Annotated in this window: 21 protein-coding genes; 17 read left to right on the top strand and 4 right to left on the bottom strand. The window is 46.8% G+C overall.

The annotated features are described in order from the left end of the window. Positions 1 to 831: 831 nt before the first annotated feature. Together L5M71_RS16625 and L5M71_RS16620 are read right to left on the bottom strand one after the other, a co-directional pair. Positions 832 to 1,737 carry a helix-turn-helix transcriptional regulator gene (locus L5M71_RS16625; RefSeq protein WP_006083558.1) on the bottom strand — a complete coding sequence of 302 codons (906 nt, stop codon included), beginning with the start codon at positions 1,735 to 1,737 and terminating at the stop codon, positions 832 to 834. A gap of 55 nt (positions 1,738 to 1,792) precedes the next feature. After that, a complete protein-coding gene (locus L5M71_RS16620; protein WP_113940335.1) occupies positions 1,793 to 2,665 on the bottom strand; it encodes a formate dehydrogenase accessory sulfurtransferase FdhD in 873 nt (290 codons plus the stop codon). Positions 2,666 to 3,002: 337 nt separating this feature from the next. Here L5M71_RS16620 and L5M71_RS16615 point away from each other — a divergent pair, with 337 nt between their 5' ends. From L5M71_RS16615 to L5M71_RS16550, 14 genes are all read left to right on the top strand, one after another. Then, positions 3,003 to 3,467, top strand: a complete 465-nt coding sequence (locus L5M71_RS16615) for a DUF3305 domain-containing protein (RefSeq protein ID WP_105250549.1) — start codon at positions 3,003 to 3,005, stop codon at positions 3,465 to 3,467. Then, on the top strand, positions 3,467 to 4,132 hold the full coding sequence (locus tag L5M71_RS16610; protein WP_263208774.1) for a DUF3306 domain-containing protein: 666 nt from the start codon (positions 3,467 to 3,469) through the stop codon (positions 4,130 to 4,132). Before L5M71_RS16615 ends, L5M71_RS16610 begins: the two co-directional genes overlap by 1 nt. A 189-nt stretch (positions 4,133 to 4,321) precedes the next feature. Continuing rightward, complete coding sequence (locus L5M71_RS16605) at positions 4,322 to 5,983, top strand: 4Fe-4S binding protein (protein WP_263208780.1); 1,662 nt, start codon at positions 4,322 to 4,324, stop codon at positions 5,981 to 5,983. A gap of 10 nt (positions 5,984 to 5,993) precedes the next feature. Beyond that, on the top strand, positions 5,994 to 6,671 hold the full coding sequence (locus L5M71_RS16600; RefSeq protein ID WP_113940321.1) for a molecular chaperone: 678 nt from the start codon (positions 5,994 to 5,996) through the stop codon (positions 6,669 to 6,671). Between the two features lie 177 nt (positions 6,672 to 6,848). After that, complete coding sequence (locus L5M71_RS16595) at positions 6,849 to 7,040, top strand: twin-arginine translocation signal domain-containing protein (protein ID WP_113940320.1); 192 nt, start codon at positions 6,849 to 6,851, stop codon at positions 7,038 to 7,040. Positions 7,041 to 7,064: 24 nt separating this feature from the next. Then, positions 7,065 to 9,917 (top strand): formate dehydrogenase subunit alpha, encoded by a 2,853-nt coding sequence (locus tag L5M71_RS16590; protein WP_219251898.1) that lies wholly within the window; start codon positions 7,065 to 7,067, stop codon positions 9,915 to 9,917. 26 nt (positions 9,918 to 9,943) lie between these two features. Beyond that, a complete protein-coding gene (gene fdh3B, locus L5M71_RS16585) occupies positions 9,944 to 10,540 on the top strand; it encodes a formate dehydrogenase FDH3 subunit beta (protein ID WP_006083566.1) in 597 nt (198 codons plus the stop codon). A gap of 49 nt (positions 10,541 to 10,589) precedes the next feature. Beyond that, on the top strand, positions 10,590 to 11,618 hold the full coding sequence (locus L5M71_RS16580; RefSeq protein ID WP_113940318.1) for a formate dehydrogenase subunit gamma: 1,029 nt from the start codon (positions 10,590 to 10,592) through the stop codon (positions 11,616 to 11,618). A 396-nt stretch (positions 11,619 to 12,014) separates the two neighbouring features. Further along, positions 12,015 to 12,215 (top strand): twin-arginine translocation signal domain-containing protein, encoded by a 201-nt coding sequence (locus L5M71_RS16575; RefSeq protein ID WP_105250556.1) that lies wholly within the window; start codon positions 12,015 to 12,017, stop codon positions 12,213 to 12,215. A 17-nt stretch (positions 12,216 to 12,232) separates the two neighbouring features. Further along, positions 12,233 to 15,085 carry a molybdopterin-dependent oxidoreductase gene (locus L5M71_RS16570; protein ID WP_263208772.1) on the top strand — a complete coding sequence of 951 codons (2,853 nt, stop codon included), beginning with the start codon at positions 12,233 to 12,235 and terminating at the stop codon, positions 15,083 to 15,085. 29 nt (positions 15,086 to 15,114) lie between these two features. Further along, positions 15,115 to 15,684 carry a formate dehydrogenase FDH3 subunit beta gene (gene fdh3B, locus L5M71_RS16565; RefSeq protein ID WP_105250558.1) on the top strand — a complete coding sequence of 190 codons (570 nt, stop codon included), beginning with the start codon at positions 15,115 to 15,117 and terminating at the stop codon, positions 15,682 to 15,684. A 79-nt stretch (positions 15,685 to 15,763) separates the two neighbouring features. Further along, positions 15,764 to 16,747 (top strand): formate dehydrogenase subunit gamma, encoded by a 984-nt coding sequence (locus L5M71_RS16560; protein ID WP_226059963.1) that lies wholly within the window; start codon positions 15,764 to 15,766, stop codon positions 16,745 to 16,747. 420 nt (positions 16,748 to 17,167) lie between these two features. Next, on the top strand, positions 17,168 to 18,751 hold the full coding sequence (locus L5M71_RS16555; RefSeq protein ID WP_263208770.1) for a methyl-accepting chemotaxis protein: 1,584 nt from the start codon (positions 17,168 to 17,170) through the stop codon (positions 18,749 to 18,751). 499 nt (positions 18,752 to 19,250) lie between these two features. Continuing rightward, complete coding sequence (locus L5M71_RS16550; RefSeq protein WP_263208768.1) at positions 19,251 to 20,642, top strand: tetratricopeptide repeat protein; 1,392 nt, start codon at positions 19,251 to 19,253, stop codon at positions 20,640 to 20,642. 70 nt (positions 20,643 to 20,712) lie between these two features. Here the strand turns inward: L5M71_RS16550 and L5M71_RS16545 are convergent, their stop codons facing one another. Further along, positions 20,713 to 21,624, bottom strand: a complete 912-nt coding sequence (locus L5M71_RS16545; protein WP_263208765.1) for a bile acid:sodium symporter family protein — start codon at positions 21,622 to 21,624, stop codon at positions 20,713 to 20,715. 380 nt (positions 21,625 to 22,004) lie between these two features. Between L5M71_RS16545 and L5M71_RS16540 the strand changes: the two genes are divergently transcribed. The 3 genes from L5M71_RS16540 (at position 22,005) to L5M71_RS16530 (ending at position 24,697) form a co-directional block, all read left to right on the top strand. Continuing rightward, on the top strand, positions 22,005 to 23,342 hold the full coding sequence (locus L5M71_RS16540; RefSeq protein WP_025008660.1) for a coproporphyrinogen III oxidase family protein: 1,338 nt from the start codon (positions 22,005 to 22,007) through the stop codon (positions 23,340 to 23,342). A 132-nt stretch (positions 23,343 to 23,474) separates the two neighbouring features. After that, entirely contained in the window at positions 23,475 to 23,708 is a 234-nt protein-coding gene (locus L5M71_RS16535) for a hypothetical protein (protein ID WP_011787794.1), read from the top strand. A gap of 47 nt (positions 23,709 to 23,755) precedes the next feature. Continuing rightward, positions 23,756 to 24,697 (top strand): DUF4424 domain-containing protein, encoded by a 942-nt coding sequence (locus tag L5M71_RS16530; RefSeq protein ID WP_263208763.1) that lies wholly within the window; start codon positions 23,756 to 23,758, stop codon positions 24,695 to 24,697. 53 nt (positions 24,698 to 24,750) lie between these two features. Here the strand turns inward: L5M71_RS16530 and L5M71_RS16525 are convergent, their stop codons facing one another. After that, the gene (locus L5M71_RS16525) at positions 24,751 to 26,751 is read right to left on the bottom strand and encodes a ligand-gated channel protein (RefSeq protein WP_263208761.1); all 2,001 of its coding nucleotides are present in this window, start codon (positions 26,749 to 26,751) and stop codon (positions 24,751 to 24,753) included. Positions 26,752 to 26,846 lie beyond the last annotated feature (95 nt).

Genomic DNA, 26,846 nt, shown 5'->3' with positions numbered 1-26,846 from the left:
AATTTTTGACTGCCAACCCGAAGGCTAAGCAGTTTCGATTAACTCAACACCTGTGAGTGTCCACACAGATTTCTTGTTTTATCTTGTTAAAGAGCAACTCAACCTCGTAAGAGAAGGTGAGTACCACACTGAGCGTCGAACGCTTCCAGTTGGCTAGGGCTGCGTATTTTACGCATTTCCCGTTTCGCGTCAAGGAGTTTTTACAACTTCTTGCTACGATTGAATTAAGTGCTTAAAAGCGACTCAATTYAACTTAACTCGTCAGCTGGCTTTCGCTGCCTGCCGTGTCAGTGGATGCGCATTATAGGCAGTGAAACTTTTTGTGCAACCCCTATTTTAAGGAAATTTGCAGTTAATTCTAATTATCCAATCTAGCCACACCATATCCACCACTTACCCCCAAAGTTATCCACAAAATAGCGCTTTATCTGTAATTTGGCCCAATTGATAACCAGCGTACAGTATCAAGACAAAGGGATCATGAGCATGAGTGCTATCAGATTTAAATGAGAATAACGGCTGCTCGAACCGGAATATCTCACCTTCCACTTTTATATGGAGTCGTTTATGGGAGAATGACGGGGAACAAAAGAAGAAGACACTCTGAGTGTATTTGGCGATGAAGATACTTTACCTATATATAGTAGTTGCCTCCCATCAACCCACCATAGAAAGTCGAAACAACGTAATCAGCAATATAAAGAGGGTCTCTTTGATACTTATTCGTTAGCAGCTGGCTACATTAGATATCAGCATATAGTAGTAGCAGTAATAAGTAGTTTAGAGACCATTCAACTCTATTCACCTTAATCCATTACCGAGTTGAGTGGATTAGCTCGCACTCCATAGCAATTGTCCGCAGTCTGTAAGATCATAGCCACCAAGTAGTGCCGCCATTTGCCTCGAGTGACCGCTCGCCAACATAGTAAAAAGTTGTTGAAGTTGACGACGGAAGTAAATGCTTTGCGGCATAACGAAATCAAAAGACTCTTTAATCAGCGGCACGAAACTTAAACCACTTTCCAAAGCCACAGATTGACAACCAAAACCAATATCGGCATCCCCCCTAGCGATATAACCCGCCAACTCGCGTTCACTATAGGCAGTTAGCACAACATTAAGTTGATCTAAGCGAGCACCTTGCTTTAACAACCAATGCTCTAAGTGCTGTTGGCTACCTGCGCCCCCCTGACGACTCACCCAACGCCAAGGCAAGTTCACGACTTTATCTTCTTCTTGGCATCTGTGGTGCATATCGGCACGCATGATCAACCCTTGCTGACGGGAGTAACCATGCACCATGATCCATTGTTGATGGTTGTTATAACCTTTAAGTAAAGCTGGGTGGCGAATATTTCTATCCTCCATGCTACCCCAGTGTAAGGTGCACACATCGGCATAACCTTTAGCAAGCAACTCTAACCCTAAGCGTGAACCTGTTGCGCTGTAGCTTATCAACTCACGGCTACCAACTTGCGCCATCAAACGCGCCACCAGCATAGATAATAGTGGATCGTCACTACCAGTGATCAATAAACGGTCGGTCAGCATGCCACTGTGGCAAGAATCCATTACCCAACGGTCGATTAACACTTTCGGAAATAGCCATTTACCGGTGATTTTAGTGGCGGGGAGAATTCTGTCATTAGCCATGGCGTAGACTTTTTTCTCATTAAGATCTAAATACTCAGCCACTTGCTTCGCGCTCATGTAGACCAATTCACTGGCAGACGTCATCTTGTTTCCTTGTCTTATTCTTCGTTACTGCATGTAAGTCTTAGCTTACTTGAGGCTAAGGAGCCGTATTGGCATCAAACTGCAGATTTTCACTACCGTGGTACACCAAAAAGTGACGACCTTTAGCGCGGGCAATAATAGTAATACCCAACTGCTGCGCTAGTGCTAAGCCCATCTGAGTCACGCCACTGCGTGATAGCAATATAGGGATCCCCATTTTGGCGACTTTAATCACCATTTCCGAAGTTAAGCGGCCAGTGGTATAAAATATCTTATTATCGCCGCGATCCTGAGTCAGCCACATATCCCCAGCCAAAGTATCTACGGCATTATGACGGCCAACATCCTCGACGAAAGCCATAATTTTATCGTCTTCGCACAAGCCACAACCGTGTACAGCACCCGCATTTTTATAGGTTTCATTATATTCGTTGATATTTTTCAATAAGCTATAAAGGGTGCTTTGCTTAAGACTTGGCGTTGGTAAATTGATGCCGTCTAAATCTTGCATAAAACTGCCATAAACCGTGCCTTGACCACAGCCTGATGTCACCGTTTTTTCGGAGAGTTTCTCATCCAGATCGGCGGTTTGTTCACGGGTAACCACGGCTGCAGAACTAACATCCCAATCGACAATAACCGAGTCCAATAGACTGACATCCGAAATAAAGCCTTGGTTCTTAAGATAACCTAACGCCAGTGACTCAGGTTTCGCCCCTAGGGTCATAAGTGTCACTATTGGTCGCCAGTTCAAATACACGGTAAGCGGACGTTCGCAGGCGACAAATTTATCCAACACTTCCCCGGCTTCATTCACTGCTTTTACAGCAATGGTTAGCGGTACTTCCACTTGAGTTCTCACAAAAGAACACTGATGCTGAGTTTTTTGAGAAGGATTGGCTGCCGCTATTTCGCTATCTGTGCTCATGTTGTTATCAGGAATAGTGATATTTTCAGAGATCATAATGTTACCGCTTAACGAGTCATGGCCAGAGCATAGCAATATTTATACCTAGACATAAAAATTGGGGTTAAATGCGTGATCTGCCGCAATGCTGATTTTTCATTAGCCCTTTTATGTCCCAAACAAAATCCTGCACTGGACAAAATGTCCAATTTATAGGGTGTTTTTGATGATCTAGCTCAAACTAATCCACTATGTTTACTGGCACCAATATTGCAGTGACCTTTTATCGCAATTTGTTGGTAAAACCGAACCGTTCACTCTACGGTTTGTCCATCAACACGGCTGAGACGGAGAGACAATGCAACATACAACTAGTGTTTGGCCTATGTACGTTTCACTCAAGAAAGTAGAGAAGCAAGTTGGCCGCTGGACCTCAGTACAATGGGAAATTGATCACCTACTTCCCGCCACCCATCAAGCCCCAGACGATGCAACCTTAGTGCTACTCGAACTGCACAAAGACGAACGCGCCAGCTATCGCCTCAATCTCGATTTAGATAACGCCATGCTGTATTTAGTATGTGATGAAACGGCCGATGGCACTTGGATACCGGCGGCATTATCGGCGGATCAGAATGTCGCGGCGGGTTGTCTTGAGGGCAATACCCCTGTCCTCAACTTATTGATGCCAAAAGCTATCGCTTGTTGGATTGAAGCCTTTATCACCCAATATGGTGAAGTCGAAATTGCCGCTCATCGCCGTAAACATGTCGATGGCCGTAATAATCAAGGCCCGAGTCACGATCCATTGCGGAGGGACTAATGGCTGAATCCATACAAAAAACAGGCGGGCTACTGAGTCGCTGGAACCAACGGCGCGAACAAGTTGCAGCAGAGGAAGCGCGAGCTGACGGGGAAATCACACCTCAGGAGACCATCGTAACCGAGCCCACTATGGCAGTTGAGCAGCTTCAACCCACAGAGTCAGCCATTGAACCTAATACTGCCGAGCATGACGATCCGAATCGCATGCTCACTGCGGCGGATTTACCTAATCCTGACGAAATTGAAATTGGCGGTAGCTTTGCGAGTTTTATGGGCGCGAATGTTGATCCGGCGGCGAAATCTGCGGCACTGAGAGCGCTGTGGAAACAACCGCATTTCAACGAGATAGATGGGCTTTTGGAATATGCGCTCGATTACAGTAATCAGCCCAAACTCAGCGCCGAAGTTTCAGCAGAATTAGCGCAAAAAGTCTTCCGCTACATCACCAAAGACAGCGAAACGCCGGATGAAGAATTAACCTTAGCTAAACAAGCTGCAGAAACTAATCCATCCGCTAGTCTTGATGTAAGCGAAACCACGACTCAAGCAGTCGACACCGAATTGGCAGCAGAGCCGATAGCGGACAATTTGGATGGGGAGATTGATGACCTACCCCAAAATGCACCAGAGCCCTCGGCTCAGGTCCAAACCCGAGTTGTTTAACGTCAGTTTAGCTAATTTTAATGTCCGTAACTTTGGTATGTGAATTGCTGTACTAAGGCATAAAAAAGCTTAGATAAAAGCAGAAAAGGCAATGACTTACTTATTACCAGCCGCCTAAATCTGCCCAGATACAGTAAAACAAGAAACAGCCAAAGTACTGTTCAGGAACGCAATGTGAGCACTCATTTGATGACCAATCAAACCCAAGAAGCGTTAAAACAAGCGCGGCAACAGGTGTTAGCGCAAACTCAGATGTTGCAGAATCTGATCCCGCCAACCGTCAGCTACACCACCGAAGGCAATGTCCTTATTATCGGCCCAGAAGATCTGGCTCGCCTCGCCGCGGACAAATTGTCCACTATGGCCCATCGCGTGATTTTAGCCAATGAAGCCATTACCAGCCAAGACGAAGCGCACCTTGAGCGTGTGATGGCGGCGGCAACCGATGTCGAAAGTTACTACAACAAACTCATTGGCGTAAAAGGCTTTTTAGGCCAATTCCAAGTCAGTGTTGAACATCAAGATGGCGCGGCCGAACTCAGTTTAGTGTCGATTCGTAAACCCCATTTCGATATCGTGCTCGATTTGAGCAGCACAGCTTGTTTGAACTTAGAAATGCTGCCACCCGGTTATTTCTATGTCGGTCAAGACACTGAGAAACTCGAAGATGCCCTCGCTCAAATTCCCGATCTCGTCGGCCAATTCGACAAGCCTCGCTACGTCAAAATCAACCCAGATATTTGTGCCCATGACCGCAATGGCATCAATGGTTGTAATCGTTGCCTTAACTTTTGCCCAGCCGATGCGATTAGTAGCGTGGCGAAGAAAATTGAAATCGACCCATACCTTTGCCACGGCGCGGGCAGTTGTACCAGCGCTTGCCCAACGGGTGCCATCAGTTACGATTTACCGACGCCGCAGGCTTTACATTCATATCTGAACAAAGTCGTTAGTCGTTTCCGCGAGCAAGCCCAAACCGCACCGGTGATTTTGTTCCACGATAATGCCGTCGGCGCCGACTTTATTACCGACGATCTAGCGGGTGATATTATCCCCGTCGCCCTAGAAGAAATTACTGTTGCTAGCTTAGATCATTGGCTGTCGGTACTCGCATGGGGCGCACGCCAAGTGCTGATCCTCAATACCGACGCCACGGCGCCAACTCTTACACAAATGCTTAAAGGCGAGCTTTCGTTAGCCAACAGTATTTTAGATGAGATGGGCCAGCCGCAACGTATCAGCCTCATCGACCCAAACATGCTTGCCGATTTAGATGCGATGCTCGATATCAGCTTAGATTGGCCCGTGATCGTGCCCGCTGCATTTGCTTCAACCACTAAACGCAATACGCTATTTGAAGCGATAGATCACCTCAATAGCCAAGCGGGTGAAATCGATACTTGCCTTAGCCTCAACAACATTCCCTTTGGCAAAGTCAGCGTGAATGTCGAAAAGTGCACTATGTGCATGTCCTGCGTGGCAATTTGTCCCACGATGGCATTACAAGATGGTGGCGACAAACCTGCACTACACTTCATCGAGCAAAACTGCGTGCAATGCGGTTTATGTGAGGCAGCGTGTCCTGAAAAAGTGATAAGCCTTACGCCACAAATTAACTTTGATAAAGCTGCCCGTCAGCAACAACACACCCTGAAAGAAGAAGCCCCCTTCGAATGTATTCGCTGCGGCTCTCCTTTTGCGACCCAATCTATGGTGCATCGGATGCTGGATATGGTCGGCGCGCACAGCGCATTTTCTGCCAATATTGAACGCTTGAAAATGTGTGGAGACTGCCGGGTAAAAGACATGTTTGAAGACATTCTTCAAGATCCTGAAAAGCAACTGCGATAAGAGATCCGCTATGACCGAATCAGTAAGACAAGTTTCAGAAAACGATCAGTTGAGAGCCGATATCTATCAACTGTTAGCCGCCCTATTGCGCCGTCAGCCAAGCCCTGAACTGCTACACTTTTTGGCCAATCTTGAAATTGATGCCAATGAAGACAACGAGATGACTAAAGCTTGGTTATCACTCCAACTCGCCGCACAGCAGTTCAACAGCGCACAACTAGAAGACGAGTATTTTGCCCTCTTCCTCGGTGTAGGTTGCGGTGAGATCCTGCCCTACGGCAGCTGGTTTATGACGGGCTCATTGATGGATAAACCACTGGCATTGCTACGCCAAGACTTAATGCAACTAGGGTTTGAACGCGAAGACAACGTCAAGGAACCCGAAGATCACGTTGCAGCCCTGTGTGAAGTGATGGGAACCCTGATTTTAGAAGCGCCAAGTTATCGCCAATTGGCTTTTTACCAACGCCATATCGGCAGCTGGATTGGCCGTTTTTGCGACAATTTAGCCAAAGCGCCAAGTGCGGCGTTTTACGCCACGGTTGCACAGCTAGCAAAAGCTTTTTTTGCAATGGAAGCCAGTGCTTTTGAGCAATTAAGCTTAGATATTCCAGTCAATTGCCCAGGCAGCGCAGACTTACAGCCAGCCACCAGCGATTTAGCAAAACCAGTAGAGTTAATGAACTAAGACTAAACTGAGTGATAGCGCGGCATGTGCGTGCTAAATGTAAATGTTAGAGATGAGTTCAAACTACGAAGGTGAGATTAATGTTCACCTTAGCAACAATAACGGAAGCTTAGGCTTCCACAATAACCGAGGTGGTAGCCGTTTGTACCACCTTATCCAGTAACACAAGGAGACACTATGAAGAAGCCAGCTTCCGACATGGGCCGTCGTCAATTGCTTAAAGCATTGGCACTCGGCAGTGCGGCAGGCGCAGTGGTCACGGTGAGTAGTCAAGCGTTAGCTTCGACAAAAACGGCAGCGACCACAGAGCCTAAAAGTGAGAACTACCGCGAAACCGACCATATTCGTAGCTATTATGCGTCGCTTTAAAACTAAAATAGAGGAGAGTGTGTGATGCGATTAACCCGCAAAACAGACCAGGTTGTCGAAGCTAAAGCGCCAGCACTGGGTCTCAATCGTCGTCAATTCTTAAAATCGGCAAGTCTTGCCACAGGAGGGATCGCTGCGGCGTCCATGCTTGGCACAGGCATGATGCGTAAAGCACAGGCCCAAGAAGATATTGGCCATAATGTTCCCACCGAAGTCAAACGTACCATCTGTTCTCACTGTGCCGTAGGTTGTGGTGTGTATGCAGAAGTACAAAATGGTGTATGGACGGGTCAAGAACCCGCATTCGATCACCCGTTCAACGCTGGCGGTCACTGTGCGAAAGGTGCTGCACTGCGTGAACATGGTCACGGCGAAAAACGCCTGAAATACCCCATGAAGTTAGAAGGCGGAAAATGGAAAAAGATCTCTTGGGATCAAGCGATTAATGAAGTCGGCGATAAAATGGCTTCAATTCGTCAAGAGTCAGGCCCAGATTCAGTCTACTTTATGGGTAGCGCTAAGTTCTCTAACGAACAAGCTTATTTATATCGCAAATTTGCGGCACTGTGGGGTACGAACAACGTCGACCATTCTGCACGTATTTGTCACTCTACCACGGTAGCCGGTGTTGCTAACACTTGGGGCTACGGTGCGCAAACCAACTCAATCAACGATATTCGCAACTCTAAGTGCATCATGTTTATTGGGGCAAACCCCAGTGAAGCGCATCCTGTTGCCATGCAGCATATTTTGATTGGTAAAGAACGCGGTGCCAAAATCATCGTTGTTGATCCACGTTTCACCCGTACTGCAGCGAAATCTGACGAGTACGTGCATATCCGTCCTGGCACAGACATCCCCTTCATTTATGGCCTGTTATGGCACATATTTGAAAACGGCTGGGAAGATAAAGAGTTTATCAAACACCGTGTCTATGGCATGGATCGTATCCGCGAAGAAGTGAAAAAATACCCCCCAGAAGAAGTTGAACTGGTTGCGGGTGTACCAAAAGCGCAGATGTACCGCGTCGCCAAAATGATGGCTGAAACCAAACCCGGCACCATTATTTGGTGTATGGGTGGTACTCAGCATCACGTGGGTAACTCGAACACTCGCTCCTACTGTCTTTTACAGTTAGCACTTGGCAACATGGGTGTACCTGGCGGCGGCACTAACATTTTCCGTGGCCATGATAACGTGCAAGGCGCAACCGACTTTGGTTTGTTATTTGATAACTTACCGGGTTACTACGGTTTAACGACTGGCGCTTGGGCCCATTGGAATAATGTGTGGGATCTCGACCCTAATTGGGTAGCGAGCCGTTTCGATCAAGGCGAATATCTAGGACAAAAACCGCAAACCTCTGCGGGTATTCCTTGTTCGCGCTGGCACGATGGCGTGTTAGAAGATAAAACCAAGATAGCGCAAAAAGACAATATTCGTCTGGCGTTCTTCTGGGGACAATCGGTCAACACTGAAACCCGTGGCCGTGAAGTGCGTGAAGCCTTAAACAAAATGGACACCGTCGTCGTTGTCGATCCATTCCCAACCATGGCGGGTGTTATGCACCAACGTCAAGATGGGGTTTATTTACTTCCTGCGGCAACCCAGTTTGAAACCTACGGTTCAATCTCTGCGACTAACCGCTCAGTACAATGGCGTTCTAAGGTCATAGAACCCCTGTTCGAATCCCTGCCTGATCATGTGATCATGTACAAACTCGCCAAAAAAGTGGGTATAGATAAAGAGCTATTCAAGCATATTAAAGTCAATGGTGAAGAGCCTTTGATTGAAGATATTACCCGCGAATTTAACACAGGTATGTGGACTATCGGTTATACCGGACAAAGCCCAGAGCGTTTAAAAATGCACCAAGAAAACTGGGGTACTTTTGATGCTGACAGCCTAGAAGCCCCTGGCGGTCCAGCCAAAGGCGAAACCTACGGCTTACCTTGGCCTTGTTGGGGCACACCAGAGATGAAACATCCTGGTACCCAGATTCTGTATAACGAAGCCAAACATGTGAAAGACGGTGGCGGTAACTTCCGTGCTCGCTATGGTGTGGAACATGAAGGCAATAATATTCTTGCCGAAGGTACTTACTCTAAAGGCAGTGAGATCCAAGATGGCTATCCTGAATTTACCGCCGATATGCTTAAGCAATTAGGTTGGTGGGATGACCTGACCGAAAACGAGAAAAAACACGCCGAAGGCAAAAACTGGAAAACTGACATTTCCGGCGGTATCCAACGTGTTGCTATCAAGCACGGCTGTATCCCTTACGGTAACGCCAAAGCTCGTTGTATTGTATGGACATTCCCAGACGATATTCCACGCCACCGCGAACCACTTTACACGCCTCGTCGTGACTTAGTCGCTAAATACCCCACATACGAAGATCGTATGGTTGCACGCTTACCGACACTGTATAAGTCAATTCAAGACAAGGATTTTGCTAAAGACTTCCCATTGGCACTCACATCAGGCCGCCTAGTGGAATATGAAGGTGGTGGTGAAGAATCCCGTTCTAACCCTTGGTTAGCTGAACTACAACAAGAAATGTTCATCGAAATGAACCCTGCTGATGCAGCGGATCGCGGTATTCGCGACGGTGACAATGTTTTTGTTCATGGTCCAGAAGGCGCCAAAATCACGGTTAAGGCTATGGTGACACCGCGCGTTATTGCCGGTGAATGTTTTATGCCATACCACTTTGCTGGGGTGTTTGAAGGCGAAAGCCTAGCGAAAAACTATCCAGAAGGCACTGTGCCTTACGTGATAGGCGAATCTGCAAACACTATTTTAACTTATGGCTACGACGTTGTGACTCAGATGCAAGAAACTAAGTCCAGCCTATGCCAAATCAGCAAAGCCTAACCTACTTGATGAGGAGATAAGCCATTATGGCAGTCATGAAATTTCTGTGTGACACCAAGCGCTGCATCGAGTGTAACGGTTGCGTCACTGCATGTAAGAACGAAAACGACTCCGCTCTCGAGTGGGGAATTCAACGTCGCCGCGTGGTGACGATCAACGATGGTCTACCTGGCGAAGCCTCAATTTCAGTGGCTTGTATGCACTGTACTGATGCTCCCTGCATGGCCGTATGTCCGGCAGATTGTTTCTACCGCACCGAAGACGGCATAGTGCTACACAACAAAGATACTTGTATCGGTTGTGGTTATTGCTTCTATGCTTGTCCATTTGGTGCACCGCAATTCCCGAAAAAGACTGCCTTTGGTAGTCGTGGCAAGATGGACAAGTGTACTTTCTGTGCCGGTGGCCCAGAAGAAACCTTCTCCGAAGCCGAGCGTAAAAAATACGGTGCCAACCGTATTGCTGAGGGCAAGTTACCTATGTGTGCAGAGCTTTGTTCTACTAAAGCGCTGCTCGCAGGTGATGCGGAAGTGGTATCAAACATTTACCGTCAACGTATGGCCTCTCGAGGCAATCCTAACGTGATTTGGGGTTACAACCCCAAGACAGGTGAGATTAACTAAGCAGAGCGAGGGTTAGGGAGAAATCCCTAACCTCTGGCAAGGAGTGAAAATGTTAAACAAACAGTTAAACAAATCACTGCGCAGTCTGTTTGCTCTGTTGGTGCTCGTCATGGGATTGGGATTAGGTTCAGTCATGAGCTCAAACCCAGTACACGCAAGTGATCAGCAATCGAGTCAACAACAGGCGAAAGCGCAAACCAGCGATGCCGATCTTTGGCGAGCAGTAAAAGCAGGCGATGCCGGCTATACCACTGCCAAAGGGATAGATACTGGGGTGTTGATTAACGTTGCCGGTAACCAAGGTAAAGAACTGAGAAATGAATACTTAACCCCAGTCATGGCGCTAGCCGTGGTAGGTGTGTTTGGTGCTTTCTTATTATTTTATCTGGTGAATGGTCCATCAAAACTGAGTCATGGCTTTTCAGGCAAGATGGTTTCGCGCTGGTCAAAGGCGGATCTGTGGATCCATTGGATCATGGCGAGCAGCTGTCTGGCACTGATGTTTACCGGTCTAACCATAATGTTAGGTAAGCATGTCATACAGCCAATGTTAGGCCCCGACCTTTGGGCGCCATTGATCTATGGCAGCAAAACAATCCACGATTGGGCAGGTCCCATTTTTATCGCGGCTTGGGCTGTATGTGTGGTGAAATGGATGCCGTTACAAACCTTCAAGATGTATGATTTGAAATGGTTTTTAGTGGTAGGTGGTTATATCAACTTTGGCCCGTTCAAAGGTAAGCACCCTGACAGTGGTTTCGCTAACGCCGGTGAAAAAATGTGGTTCTGGACCCTGATGTTGTTTGGTTTATTCATCAGCGTATCTGGCATCATGTTGGTATTACCAGGCTTAGATTTACCCCGCGAAGCCTCTATGGGCGCGCTGCTGATCCACTCTATCAGCGCCATTATCTTGATTGCCTTTACTATAGTGCATATTTGGATGGCGACCGTACTGAGCGAAGGCGGTATGGAGTGTATGAAGTCAGGCTATTGTGATGAAAACTGGGCAATCCAACACCATAATCTCTGGTATGACGAAATCAAAGCCAACGGCAGCTTAAAGTATAAAGACTAAGTTAAACCGCAGCTTTTACATCCTCAAAACACCCCGCCTCGCGGGGTGTTTTTTATTCGCACTGATACCCCTCGCATTAATTCAACAGTACAAAAAATTAACAACTGAAACAGCGAGATACAAAAATCCGCCAACGCCCTCTTCCCTAGTAGTTCACTAAACTATGAGCGAGTTAACGCTTTAAGAGAACGGCCGCCGATTTCAGGGCTGCAAACTGTCCTAGATCAATTCCTACTCAACCCTTTCCTACTATATTGCCGTCACGCGCGATGATTGATGGTAAACAAGATGATTTCATTATCTTTTCCGCCGCTAATCTTCACTTTTTGATAACAAGATGAACCCCACAAAAAGCCGTGCGATCTCAAAAACTAAACCCTAATTTCAGGAGTCAGCATGAAGCAGCAACCCAGCGATTTATCTCGCCGATCTTTGCTCAAAGCGCTCACCGTCGGCAGCGTAGCGGGTGCCGCCATTGCCGCAACCGGCATGAGCGTGGCACAGGTCAGCGAGAGCAGCAAGGTAACCACTAAAGAGTCAAAGGGTTACCACGAAACTGCGCATATCAGCAGCTATTACGATAGCTTGCGCAGCTAATCTAGGAGAAGTCAGCGATGAAGTTAACTCGCAAGTCTAATGTTGCCACAGTGGCAGACAAACCGGCGTTAGGCATCAGCCGTCGTCAATTTATGAAGCACGCAGGTATCGCTACTGGTGGTATTGCCGCAGCATCTCTGATGGGCACAGGCATGATGCGTCGTGTCGAAGCCAAAGAAGTACCGCATGATGCGCCAATCGAAATCAAACGTACTATTTGTAGTGCCTGCGCCGTCGGTTGTGGCCTGTATGCCGAAGTACAAAATGGTGTGTGGACGGGCCAAGAACCCGCATTTGACCACCCATTCAACGCTGGCGGTCACTGCGCGAAAGGTGCTGCACTGCGTGAACATGGTCATGGTGAAAAACGCCTGAAATATCCAATGAAATTGGTTGATGGCAAGTGGAAAAAAATCTCTTGGGAAGATGCTATTAACGAAGTGGGCGACCAAATGCTCAACATTCGTAAAGAATCTGGCCCAGACTCAGTGTACTTCATGGGTAGCGCTAAGTTTTCTAACGAAGGTTGTTACATGTACCGCAAGTTAGCGGCTATGTGGGGCACAAACAACGTCGACCATTCAGCTCGTATTTGTCACTCTACCACGGTAGCCGGTGTTGCTAACACTTGGGGCTACGGTGCGCAAACGAACTCTTTCAACGATATCCAGAATGCTCATGCCATCTTCCTGATCGGGGCAAACCCAGCAGAAGCGCATCCCGTTTCGATGCAACATATTCTGATCGCTAAAGAAAGAAACAACGCCAAAATCATCGTCGTTGACCCACGTTTCTCTCGCACTGCAGCGCATTCAGACTTGCATTGTGCAATTCGCCCAGGCACTGACATTCCTTTTATTTACGGTATGTTATGGCACATTTTTGAAAATGGTTGGGAAGATAAAACCTTTATCAAGCACCGCGTTTTCGAGATGGAAAGTATCCGTGCTGAAGTGAAGAAGTTCCCACCTAAAGAAGTCGAAAACATCACTGGCGTGAGCGAAGCCGAGGTTTATCAAGCGGCTAAATTAATGGCTGATAACCGTCCTGGCACTGTGATTTGGTGTATGGGTGGAACTCAACACCACGTGGGTAATGCCAACACTCGCGCTTATTGTATTCTGCAATTAGCACTGGGCAACATGGGCGTTTCAGGCGGCGGCACTAACATTTTCCGTGGCCACGATAACGTACAAGGCGCAACTGACTTAGGTTTGTTATTTGATAACTTACCCGGTTACTACGGTTTGACCTCAGCAGCATGGAGTCACTGGACCCATGTTTGGGATCTGGACATGGCATGGGTGAAAGGTCGTTTCGATCAAACAGCCTACCTTGGCAAAGATCCAATGACGACACCGGGTATCCCTTGTTCTCGTTGGCACGATGGTGTGTTAGAAGATAAGAGCAAATTAGCGCAGAAAGATAATATCCGTATGGCGTTTTTCTGGGGACAATCGGTCAACACTGAAACCCGTCAACGTGAAGTGCGTGATGCCTTAGACAAGATGGACACAGTCGTCGTTGTCGACCCATACCCAACGATGGCAGGTGTTATGCACCGTCGTAAGAATGGCGTATATCTACTGCCTGCGGCAACTCAGTTTGAGACTCACGGTTCAGTATCTAACTCAGGCCGTTCTATCCAGTGGCGTGAGCAAGTCATCGAGCCGCTGTTCGAGTCTAAAACCGACATCGAAATCATGTACCGTTTGGCCCAAAAACTGGGTATTGCCGAGCAGTACACTAAACGCATCGCGATTGAAAATGGTTTACCTGTGATTGAAGAAATCACCCGTGAAATCAACCGCGGTATGTGGACTATCGGTATGACAGGTCAAAGCCCTGAGCGTATCAAGTTACACACCCAAAACTGGGGCACTTTCAGCAACAAGACGTTGGAAGCCGCAGGCGGCCCAGCTAAAGGCGAAACCTACGGTTTACCTTGGCCATGTTGGGGCACGCCAGAAGCTAAACACCCTGGCACTCAAATCCTCTATAACCAAGCCAAACACGTTAAAGACGGCGGTGGTAACTTCCGCGCCCGTTACGGTGTTGAATATAAGGGTCAAAGCATTTTAGCCGATGGCACTTATTCTAAAGGCGCTGAAATTCAAGACGGTTACCCAGAATTTACTGCCGATATGCTCAAACAATTGGGTTGGTGGGATGATCTGACGGCAGAGGAAAAAGCGGAAGCCGAAGGTAAAAACTGGAAAACAGATTTGTCAGGCGGCATAGTGCGCGTGGCGATCAAGCACGGTTGTATCCCCTTTGGTAATGCTAAAGCTCGTTGTATTGTTTGGACTTTCCCTGACCAAGTCCCTGTGCACCGTGAACCGTTATACACAGCACGTCGTGACTTAGTGGCGAAATACCCAACCTATGACGACATGCAAGTACACCGTCTCCCTACGCTGTATAAGTCTATCCAAGACAAAGACATGAGCGGCAAGTACCCGTTGGTACTGACATCGGGTCGTCTGGTTGAATACGAAGGTGGTGGTGAAGAATCTCGCTCCAACCCTTGGCTGGCTGAACTTCAACAGGAAATGTTCGTTGAGATAAGCCCTGCCGACGCTGCCGATCGCGGCATTCGTAACGGTGAAGACGTCTGGTTAGAAGGCGCCGAAGGTGGCCGTATTAAGGTACAAGCCATGGTTACCCCAAGGGTAAAACCCGGCGTTACCTTTATGCCATATCACTTTGCGGGTGTGATGCACGGAGAAAGTTTAGCGCCTAATTATCCAGATGGAACAGTGCCTTACGTTATTGGTGAATCTTGTAACACTGCGCTGACCTATGGTTATGACCCTGTGACACAAATGCAGGAAACCAAGGCATCACTCTGTCAGATTGTTAAAGCGTAAGTGCAGCTTAAGCTAGGAGAATTGCCATTATGGCTACAATGAAATTTTTGTGTGATACCAAGCGCTGCATCGAATGTAACGGTTGTGTCACTGCCTGTAAAAACGAAAACGACTCCGCTCTCGAGTGGGGTATCCAACGCCGCCGCGTAGTGACGATCAACGATGGTCAACGTGGTGAAGCCTCAATCTCTGTCGCCTGTATGCATTGCTCTGATGCACCTTGTATGGCAGTTTGCCCAGCAAACTGCTTCTACAGAACCGACGACGGCATAGTGTTACACGACAAAGATGCCTGTATTGGTTGCGGTTACTGCCTGTACGCCTGTCCATTTGGCGCACCTCAGTTCCCGAAAAAAGGTGCCTTTGGTAGCCGCGGTAAGATGGATAAATGTACCTTCTGTGCCGGTGGCCCAGAAGAAAACCACTCAGATGCAGAGCGCCAAAAATACGGTTCAAACCGTATTGCCGAAGGCAAACTACCTATGTGTGCAGAACTGTGTGCTACTAAAGCCCTGTTAGCGGGTGATGCCGAAGTGGTTTCAAGCATCTTCCGTGAGCGTGTGGCTTATCGTGGTGCTAAAAACGCGGCTTGGAATTAATTCAGGTCAACAGGATCTGTCCACAGACTTAGCTTAGCGCCTATCTAGGTGGGCGCGACTAAGTGAGAGAGGATGTATGATGAACAAATGGTTCAAACACATAGGTTTAGCCATAGCACTGTTATTTAGTGCTGTGTGTATAGCCAATGGTGGTGATGAACTGGCGAATCAAGTTCAACAGTCTGATGCCCAAATTTGGGCGCAACTGAAGGATGGTGCCACGGGATACACTACCTCCCAAAGTGAGTTTCATGCTCAGCCGATCAATACCTATGATTTACGAGTATTGGAGCTGCGTAGCGACTGGTTAGCGCCCGCCTTAATGGCAGCACTATTCGGTATGATCATTATCTTTGTCCTATTTATCAAGGTGAATGGCATCTCCAAGCTGCACCATGGTTTTTCAGGCAAGTTAGTGCATCGCTGGTCTAAGTTTGATGTTTCAATCCACTGGTTAGGCGCGATTCCATGCTTACTGTTGATTTTAACAGGCTTAACCTTGCTGGCGGGTCGCTTCTTCTTCCAACCTTGGTTGGGCGAAGGCATCTGGGAAGCAATCGTCTATGGCGCGAAGCAAATCCATGACGTGATGGCGATTCCCTTCATGATAGGTTGGGCATTGATGACCACCCTATGGGCGAAAAACCAACTGCCAAAAATGTACGACGTAAAGTGGTTCATGGTAGTAGGCGGTTACATTAACTTTGGTCCGTTCAAAGGTAAGCACCCAGATGCAGGTTTTGCTAACGCGGGTGAGAAAATGTGGTTCTGGGCATTTGCCCTGTTTGGATTAGTCATTTCAGCCTCGGGCATGTTATTACTCTTCCCTAACCTGTTCGAGCCAAGCCGTACATTAAGCTTGATCGCCCTGGTACTGCATTCAGTGAGCGCTATCGTGATCTGTGCTTTCTCTATCGTACACATCTTCATGGCAACTGTGATGTCAGAAGGTGGTATGGAATGTATGGTGTCAGGCTACTGTGATGAAAACTGGGCCAGCCAACATCACAACCTGTGGTTTGACGAAATCAAAGCTAACGGCACCTTGAAATACAAAGACTAGTATCATTGACTCGTCTCAACGCATAAAAGAAACCGTCGGTTGAATTAAAACACCTCGCAGCGTCGAGGTGTTTTTCTTCATGCCAACATTGATACATTTTAAAACATTTACTCAATCTGTGATGTCGCTCACAAGCGGCAATACCTGTGTTGTTTCTATGTTTCGAAATTTAGGAGATTTGACAAATTATAAATTAAAAACAATAAGTTAGAATTCAACGTTATTTTGCAACTCAATATATAATCAACCCAGCGTTTGATTACATGCAACAATATGAAAACAAGTATTAATAAACAATGCCTTACGGTGTAATTTAAACAACCATCAATTTGCGCCCTCTTATTTCAGGCTGTAAAATGACCATATTGTGTAATTTTATTACATCACCTCTTCTATCCGTTTTACATCCTTAAGGTCACTATGTTTAATAATGCTAAAACCAGCACTCTGACGGCTTTGCCCTCGGTGATCGCGAGTATTCTACTCATCATCATAGGTATCTCATCCTATCGTAGCTTTACCGATCTCGGTGAAACTAGCCATCGCTTAGTCAACAATACCCAACTAGCTGAAACCTTTACCAATATACGTGCTGAATTCTTTGAGATTCGTTTAGCGACGTTAGTTCACAATGAAAAAGGCATTACCGAACATCAGCAGAAAGTTGGTCAACTCGTCGCGAAACTCTCTGAGTTTGATACCAATTTCATGGGGCAAAATGCGCGTAACATTCAGACTTTACAGCCACAGATAGAGCAATATGTCCGTCTTTACCGACAAGAAGTTACGCTTGCTGAACGCACCTCAACAGAAGCTGAATTAACTCAGGAACGTCGTGAACTCGGCCCTAAAGTCAGCGATCAGATCAATCAACTCGTTTCACTAATCACTATCCGTAACCATGAGTTAGGAGCTCAGGCAGGAAGTAAGATTGCTATCGCAGAAAGCCTATTACTAGGCCTGATTTTATTTGCCATCGTCGCCTCGATCCTTAGCGCGCTCTTTATGAGCAAACGCTTAGTCCGGGTAGTCAATGACATTAAGCGGGTAATAGAACGCCTAGCCAATGGCGACCTGACACACAAGACAAATATTAAGGGTGACAACGAGCTCTGCTCACTCGCCACAGATCTCGATCGCGTTATCGATAATCTACGCCATATTATCTCGGATATTACCCAAGCCTCGGATCATATGTCTGACCAAATTGGGCAATTGAATGTACAGTCAAATGCCAATAATCATGCACTGCAAATCCACGCCGTTGAAACCGACCAAGTCGTGACAGCCATGACTGAAATGAGCGCCACGGCCCATAATGTCGCAGGTGATGCAGCATCTGCTGCCCAGTTTACTCAACAAGCAAATGCGCAAGCGGATAAATCGAAGAAAGCCGTTGAACAAGCTGCCAACACTGTGATTGCCTTGGTCGCTAAAGTCGATGTCGCTGCTGATGCGATTAATGATATGAACGAAAATACCCGTCATATCGCCGCGATTTTGAATGTAATAGGTGAAATTGCCGATCAAACCAATCTGCTAGCGCTTAATGCAGCCATCGAAGCCGCCCGTGCAGGTGAACAAGGTCGAGGCTTTGCTGTTGTCGCCGATGAAGTTCGCTCACTGGCCGCACGCACTCAAGCAAGTACCGCAGAAATCAACCAGATGCTGGAACAACTTTATCTTGGTGCCAATGCCGCCGTAACCGCAATGGAGCAAACGAAACACAGTTGCCAGCAAGCCGCCGATACCACCAATCTAGTGACGGAAAACCTTGATACCCTGACCACTTATGTGTTCGATATTAATGGGCTCAGTAATCAAATTGCCACCGCAGCAGAAGAACAAAGCGCTGTGACCGAAGTGATAAACCGTAATCTGACCACCATTAGTGAAATGGTCGATGAACTGAATCAAAGCGGTAAAGCCACCCTCAATAGCGCAACCTCTTTGGCCGCGACGAAGGAACAACTCGTCGGCGTGGTCTCGCATTTTAAGCTTTAGGTTTAGGCTCCCTGAAAAAAGCTTTTAAATCTGCGGCCTAATAACAAAAATTATTGGGCTGTCAGATTTTTAGATGAGATATAAGGCGAGTCACACACCTGCAATATAAATCGCAGCCAAGAAAAATAACCTATTATTAATACTGTATTTTTAGAAAAATTATTTACCAAAAAATGATTAAATTGATTCAGTGTCAACAGTGCTAAACCAATAATAAGGGCGTGAAGCCTATAGTTCAGCAATGAAGATACGTATTGCCCATCTCCCACTCCCACAATATTAAATACCACTAAAAAACTTCGGACTCAGCTAATCAACGATTAGCTATCGTCGGCTTCCATGTAACGCCAACACACGGCAGTGCTACCGCTGCAATTCATCCGCCTGTCCATAACACAGTGGTAAACCGCAAGGCTTGCTTGTAGCATAACAAACCACTATGTTAGCCAACTTCAATCGCACTACCGCTTGCAAGTACCCGCTTAACGACAAGGATGTTATGAAGATATTCACTATTGCTACTCTCCTATTACTGTTGACCGTAAGCTTTGCAGCAACCGCAGAAAAGTCCGCGCTGGAACAGTTATTTGAGCAACAACAATACGACGCTTTCTTGCAACAAGCACAGCAGCAAGCAGCAGAGAACAATGCTGAGGCGTTATTCTTACTGGGTAAAGCCTACCATCTCGGCCGTGGCGTCACGCAAGACAATGCCACCGCCAGCCAATACTATGAACAAGCCAGAGCCTTAGGTTCGGCCCGTGCCAGCCATAATCTAGGCAGCATGGCGCTGGATAATGATAGCAAAACGCAGGCCATCCCCTTGTTAGAAGAAGCACTGGCGCAGGGTCTTAAGCTACCGACCTTATATAACCTAGGACGAGCACACAGTCCGGCAGATCCCAGCTCAAGGTTCTATCTAGCGAAAGCAATCACTGCGGCGCAGCAAGCGGGGAGTTACTTTGGGCAAGCCTTTGAACTCCAACCCGATAACCTCTATCTGGATAATGCCTCACGCGAGTATCTGCGCGCGTACTTAATGGCGATGCAAAGTGTCGGCAGCGAAAGAGAAAGTCTCGACATCCCGCAGTTACGCCAGCAAGCCATAAAGTGGCTAGAATTGGGTATGGCAGCAGATGATGGTACGGCGTGGACAAACTACGGCGCCCTACTGTTGAATGAAAATGACTACAGCGGTGCGAAAGCCGCATTTTTACAAGGTGCTAAGCGTCAAGTTGCCATCGCTAACTATCATTTAGGCAGCATGGAAGAGCGCGGTTTGGGCGCAGAAGCCGATAAAGTGCAAGCACTGGTATACTACGAGAAAGCAGCGTTAGCTGGCATGGAACAAGCTAAAACGCCCGCATATAATCTGCTTAAGGCACAACTGGAATATGAAGACGATCTCACTAAATTGGAACAGGGCATTGCCCGCTTTAATGCACTAAAACAGCAAGATGAGTATGTTCCCATCTCACTTGACTCAGTTATTCATCGCCTGACGTGGGGTAAGTTTCTGGCACAGCAGCGACAACAGATTATTTCGTTGCCAACAGCGGCCAAAACCCAATTAAGCTTGCAGGCCTGTGGTTTAGGCTACAACCAACTGCATGGCAGCACATACAATATTGGAGAAAACTCTCACTGGCGTATGGCGGCGTATCTAACCTTAGCTGATAAAATCGCCTTACCACTAGAAGGCAGAGTCGATGAACATGGCTGCGCCAGTTTAACGATTACCATGACAGATCAGCTGTATCACTTGTTACAACAAGGTGCTGTATTCGGATTACGCTTTCCCAACTACACACTGCCACTGGCATTAAGCCGGCAAGAAAATATCTTGCAGCTAACACTCATGCCTGTCGAGACCCCATTACCGGTTAATTAGTCACAGCAATTTAAGCCTGTGGCCACGCTTGCTCAGGTCACAGGCATTGTCTATTTTCGACAGCAACATCTTAATCTTGCGATTCCCTCGCCCAATATCCCGCCAACATGGCGCCAGACAAATTATGCCATATCGAAAATATCGCGCTGGGAATGGCAGAAATAGGACTAAAGAATTTAATACATAAAGCAGTGGCGAGACCGGAGTTTTGTAGGCCAACTTCGATGGAGATAGTTTTACAAACTGTGTGGTTAAAGCCTAATAAACGGCAACAGAAATAGCCTAATGCGAGACCAAGGCCATTATGTAAGAACACGGCCAGCAGAATTATGGGGCCAACTTTATCAAACTGATTGGCATTTAACGCCACGATAATCGTAATCGCCATCACAATTGCCAAGATAGAAATCAGTGGCAATGCAGGAGCGACTTTAGCCACCAGCGATTTAAAAAAATGATTGATAATCACGCCAAAGCTGACAGGGATCAGCACAATTTTCACTAAACTCAGCAGCATATCGGCGAAGGGTATCTCGATCATTTCCCCAATCAACAGCTTAATAATCAGTGGTGTTAACACCACGCCCGCTAAGGTTGATAGTGCCGTCATGGTTATCGATAAAGCCACGTCGCCTTTCGCTAAATAACAGACCACGTTTGAGGCGGTGCCGCCTGCAACACTGCCTACTAGCACCATGCCTATGGTGAGTTCCCTATCTAATCCTAATAACAGGCTGATCAATAATGCACTGAGCGGCATGACAGAAAATTGCAGCACGAGTCCTGCGAGTACCGCACGTTTCTGTTTGAAGGCATTAGCAAAATCCTGAAGATCTAAAGTGAGCCCCATAGATAGCATGATGATCACCAACAGCGGCACTATGGCGGATTTAAGCTCAGTAAACCAACTCGGCATCAGATAAGCTGTCATTGCGCCTATCAGTGCCAACAGCGGGAAGAAGCGGTTTACGTTTGCCAACATAGCGGGCCCTTTACATCAAGAGGTTATTTTTATCGTTCGGATGATGACAGCCGTCCCTTGGATAGACAAGCGCTAATCCGCCAGCAACAAAATGCCTAGAATGGTGATTTTCAATCTCAGCATTTAGACTGACGCGGTAAGCTAACCCCGCAAATCTACAATAAATTCCGCTAAAAAATACATGATAAAAATGCATTCTCAATCGCTAAAACATGATCTGCTTAACAAAAAGCTCGTGATTTCCTTGTTAGGAAACCGTAACTTATAACCAGTTCACGTTTTAACAATTACATACGAGGTAGTCTTATTGCGCTAGGTGGTCGTGAATTACCTAAAGCAATTTCGGTGTTTACGGTTAGCACTCTCAGATAGGAATCGTTATGTCATCAGTTATTCAAACGCTCAACGGCGCTATCGCAACGCCTTATCAAGCGAATATTACCGTCCCTAACTGGATGCTCGGCTCGATGGAACGGGTCATGCAGTACTATGTCGATAAGAATCTTCGCCTCGATACGCTTTCCGCAGAAATGATGCCAGCACCGGTTGAAGGCAAAAAATATATGCTATACGCACATATTCCCTTCTGCCATACCCTGTGCTCTTACTGTACCTTCCACCGTTTTATGTTTAAGGAAGACAAGGCGCGTGCCTACTTCATCTCATTACGTAAAGAGATGGAAATGGTCAAGGCCCTCGGCTATGACTTTGAATCTATGTATATTGGTGGTGGTACCACCACGGTATTAGAAGACGAATTAGCCCGTACCATAGAACACGCTAAAACCCTATTTCCTAGCATTAAAGAAGTCTCCTGCGAGTCCGATCCGCAGCATTTAGACAGCCCAGGCTTTAAACAGCTCAAAGGCTTAGTGGATCGCATGTCTATCGGCGTGCAAAGCTTTAATGACGATATTTTAAAAATGACCGACCGACTCGATAAATTCGGCACGGGTCAGCAAACCTTCGACAAGATCATGGGTGCCAAAGAGTTGTTCCCTATTATCAACGTCGACCTGATTTTTGGTTTCCGCGGCCAAACCGATGAAGTGATCCAACACGATCTCGACATGGCATCACGCTTAGATCCAAGACAAATTACCACCTATCCGCTGATGATCACTCATCAAACCCGTAAGAGCGTTAAAGGCAAATTAGCTGCGCCGCAAGCGGATATGGCAAACCAATATCGCCAAATATTAAACAGTCTTAATGGTCAATATAATCAATTGTCTGCATGGGCATTTGGTAAAACCGATGACGAAGGATTTGACGAATACGTTATTGATTACGACGAATACTTAGGGGTAGGTTCGGGCTCATTTAGTTTCTTAAATGACACGCTTTATGTGAACACTTTCTCACTACGTAAGTACCAAGAACGCATCGCAGCGGGTCAAATGGGTGTCGAGCAACAAAAGAACTACAGCAAAAAAGACGTGATGCAATATCGCTTTTTGCTGGGCATGTTCTCCGGCCGTTTATCGCGTAAATATTTCCGCGAAACCTTTGGCGTCAATTTAGATACCGCCTTATTTAAAGAAATGACCTCAATGAAACTGATTGGCGCCATCAAAAACGACCCAACAGATCCCGACAATCTGATCGTCACCGACAACGGCAAGATGATGGGTCTATTGATGATGAAAGAGTTTTACTCAGGCATGGATAACGTGCGCGCCCAGTTGCGTAAACCGCTCAAACCCTGTGATATGTAACACTTATTGATGATTGTTGATTCATAAAGACTAAACAGGCCCTTCGAGGGCCTTTTTGTTAACTCGGTTTAAAGGTAATCTTGCCCAGTACTATTAATTGAGCACAATCCCAACAATAAAGGAGTATTCGTTATGGGTTTTAATGAACAAGAAAAACAAGCCTTATTAGCACTCAAAGGTGTTGGCCCGACAGTAATTAAACGCTTCGAAGAAATTGGCATCAGCTCGCTACAACAACTCGCCCAACACGAAGTGGATGATATTGCTAACTTAGTCGCCAGCATGCTGCGCACTACTTGCTGGAAAAATAGCCCACAAGCGCGAAATGCGATAAGTGCGGCCATCGACCTCGCCCGCGCGCAATAATCGTTCCCCATTGATACTTAAAGCATCCAACTAGAGTTAAGAAGTACATGTCAGCACACTTAGCCATACCCCTTTTTGCTATAGTTTTACTCGTCTACGGAGAAACGGCCTCTGCCAACGACAGCAGTTTTGGCGATGCTAATGGCTCTATTACCTTGAAATATCAGCCTAATATCAGTATGGATAAAGAGTCCCTCTTCATCAGCGAGACCGAAGTCAGGGTCGATTATGTGTTTACCAACACCAGTTCGCAGGATCTTATCGTCCCCATCGCCTTCCCCATGCCACCGATGTTTTTTGGCTCAGCCGATCACAGCAGCATTGATAATTTCACCCTTAAAGTGAATGGTAATACCCAGCCAACTCAGCACAGGCTGGTTGCCCAACTTGCCGATAAAACCGATATTTCAGCCGAGCTGAAACAGCTTGGTTGGGGGATAGATGAAGTCGCTTACTTTGCCGAATATGCCGAAGTCCCCGAGGGCAAACCCGCGCTCCCCAAACAATGGTTGGATGAGGACCAACAAATCACCTTTACCCTAAGTGATTACTTTGTGTGGGAACAAACCTTTCCCGCGGGCCAATCTGTCGCTATCAGCCATAGCTACACGCCAAGCATCTCAACGGGCATCCCCGATACTGCCAGTAGTATTATTGATACTTACACTGAACTGGCCTGTTTAGATGAAAGTGCCAAGCAAGGCATTAGGAAGCGCAACCTTATCATTAAACAAGACGGTGAAGATCAGGAGATTGGCGTCGAATGGAGCCATCTTAGCTATATTTTGGTCACAGCTAATAACTGGCAAGGGTCGATTAAGGACTTCAAACTCACCCTAAAAAAATCCCAGCCCACAGATCTCATTAGCTTGTGTTTTGATGGTGAGCTTAAAAAAACTGACCCACTCACCTTTGAATTCCAGCAAAAACAGTTCACGCCAAAGCAAGATCTCAGCGTCCTGTTTATTCGTAAACCGAATTTTGAATAATCAAAAAAGAAGCCAGCTAAGTGCAGGCTTCTTTATAACTCGCTATTTTTAATTTAAAAACTATAAGTCATACCTAACCAGTAACGGCGGCCATCTTCGATATAACCGTATTCCTCTTGGGTAATTTTCTTATCGAAGGCGTTATAAATGCCCGCGCTAAATTTCAGGCTATCGTTCAACTGGTAGTTAGCCCCCAAATCCAGCAGAGTATAAGAAGGGGCGATTAAACTGCTCGATGAAGGTCCTGTCGTCGGTTGGCTCTCTTCGCCACGGTAGTTCACCCTCAACCAAGTGCTTAAATTATCAATAGGCTCGTAGTTGAAAGACGCTTGGATCAAATGCTTAGGCAATTGATTCAATGGGCTACCTTTATAAACACCTGTCTTTTGCTCCGAATCCGTATAGGTATAGTTACCTGTCAAACTCAAGTTTGAGCGAATGCGATAGTCGATACTCAGTTCAATCCCTTGGGTCACAGCTTCGTCGACGTTCACATAAGTCGTCGGATTAGAACCAAATTGATTTGGACCATCGGTACATTGAGTCGCAGGACAGGCAACGCGGGTGATCTTGTCATTAAACTCGTTATAGAACACACCCGCGCTAGCGGTAATGCTCTCGGTCAGATCAGAATACAAACCTAACTCGTAGTTAACTGAAGTTTCAGGTTGTAAATCTGGATTACCGTACATGTTGCCACCGCGGCTAACTTGTCCCCAGTCGGGCACTGTCTGGCGTAAACTCGGCGCCCTAAACCCTGTTGATACACCGCCCTTTAAGGTGGTGCTGTCGGTTAATCCCCACACGCCATAAACGCGCGGACTGACATGATTACCAAAGTTCTCATCATCATCCAAACGCAGCCCCATGGTCAGAGCAAAGTTATCGACAATGCGCCATTCATCCTCAGAAAACACCGACCATTGTTTGCGACTAATATCAGTTAAGTCACTCACTTGGTTACCTGTTTCGTCGGTGAGATCTTGATGGTTGAATGCTGCGCCAAAGGTCGCTGTATGACTTTGGCCTAACGTAGTGATAAGGCTAGATTGCGCATCCGTGTTAGTGATTTTCATCTTACGGGTTTTATTATCAAACACTTCATGCTTGATATAGCTATCCGAAGTACCAAAGTCCCAACGACCTGTATGTGAAAGGGAGAAGGTGCTGTTTTCATATTCTGTCGTTGAAGATTCAGGGCAACCGCGACGACCACAGGCTTCGCCCGGTGCTAACGGTGTGACGGTTTTACCTAAACTGCTGTCGAGTTCTTGGTTAGAAGTACCAACTTCAAACATGATATCGTGATTTTCATTGGGTGTGAGCGCAAATCTCGCGGTCAAGTTAGTCGCATCGCGACCTCGGTAACCACCATAGATTTGATCTTCTTCACGCTGGGTATATTGACCATAAAGTTGCATCCCTAGCAGATCTTTGATCAAACCACCGTTGACGAAAAAGTTGCCTTGATACACATTTCCCGAGTCAGATTTTTCCTGCAAAGTGCTGTCGAGTCGCACCTCACCCTGCCACTCGTTTGGCACTTTGCGAGTGATAATGTTAATTACCCCACCAATGGCATCCGAACCATAAAGTGACGACATAGGCCCACGAACGATCTCAATTCTATCGATAGCAGCCAATGGTGGCGTCCAAGCGCCTTCAACGCCTGGGCCGTCACTGTTGGTCCGTGTCTCGCGCGAGGATTGGCGTTTACCATCCACTAAAATTAACGTGTATTGGCTACCCATGCCCCGCAGACTGATATCCTGACGGTCTGCACCGCCCGTAATCACTACGCCGGGCACTTCTAACATGGCATCGGTTAAGTCGCGGTAGAAGCGGTTATCCAGATCCTCACGGGTGATCACGCTGATAGAAGCTGGCGCATCGCGAATTTGCTGTTCAAATCCCGATGCAGTCACCACGATTCTTTCCATCATCTTTTCTTTATCTGACGCGGTATCCGCAAGGGCATTTGTTACTGGTACTGTGGGCAACAAACATAAAGCGGTGATCACTTGAGCGAGGTACTTCTTACGACTTAACAACATAACCGACAAGTCTCCATTAGAGCAAAGATTGTAAATGAGAACAATTTTCAATACGGCAATGTATCTCTATGTTACAATCAGCTCAAGTTAGACTT

This window comes from Shewanella sp. SW1 (genome assembly GCF_025653545.1).
Taxonomy (GTDB): Bacteria; Pseudomonadota; Gammaproteobacteria; order Enterobacterales; family Shewanellaceae; genus Shewanella; species Shewanella oncorhynchi.
This window is presented reverse-complemented; position numbering and strand designations above follow the sequence as displayed.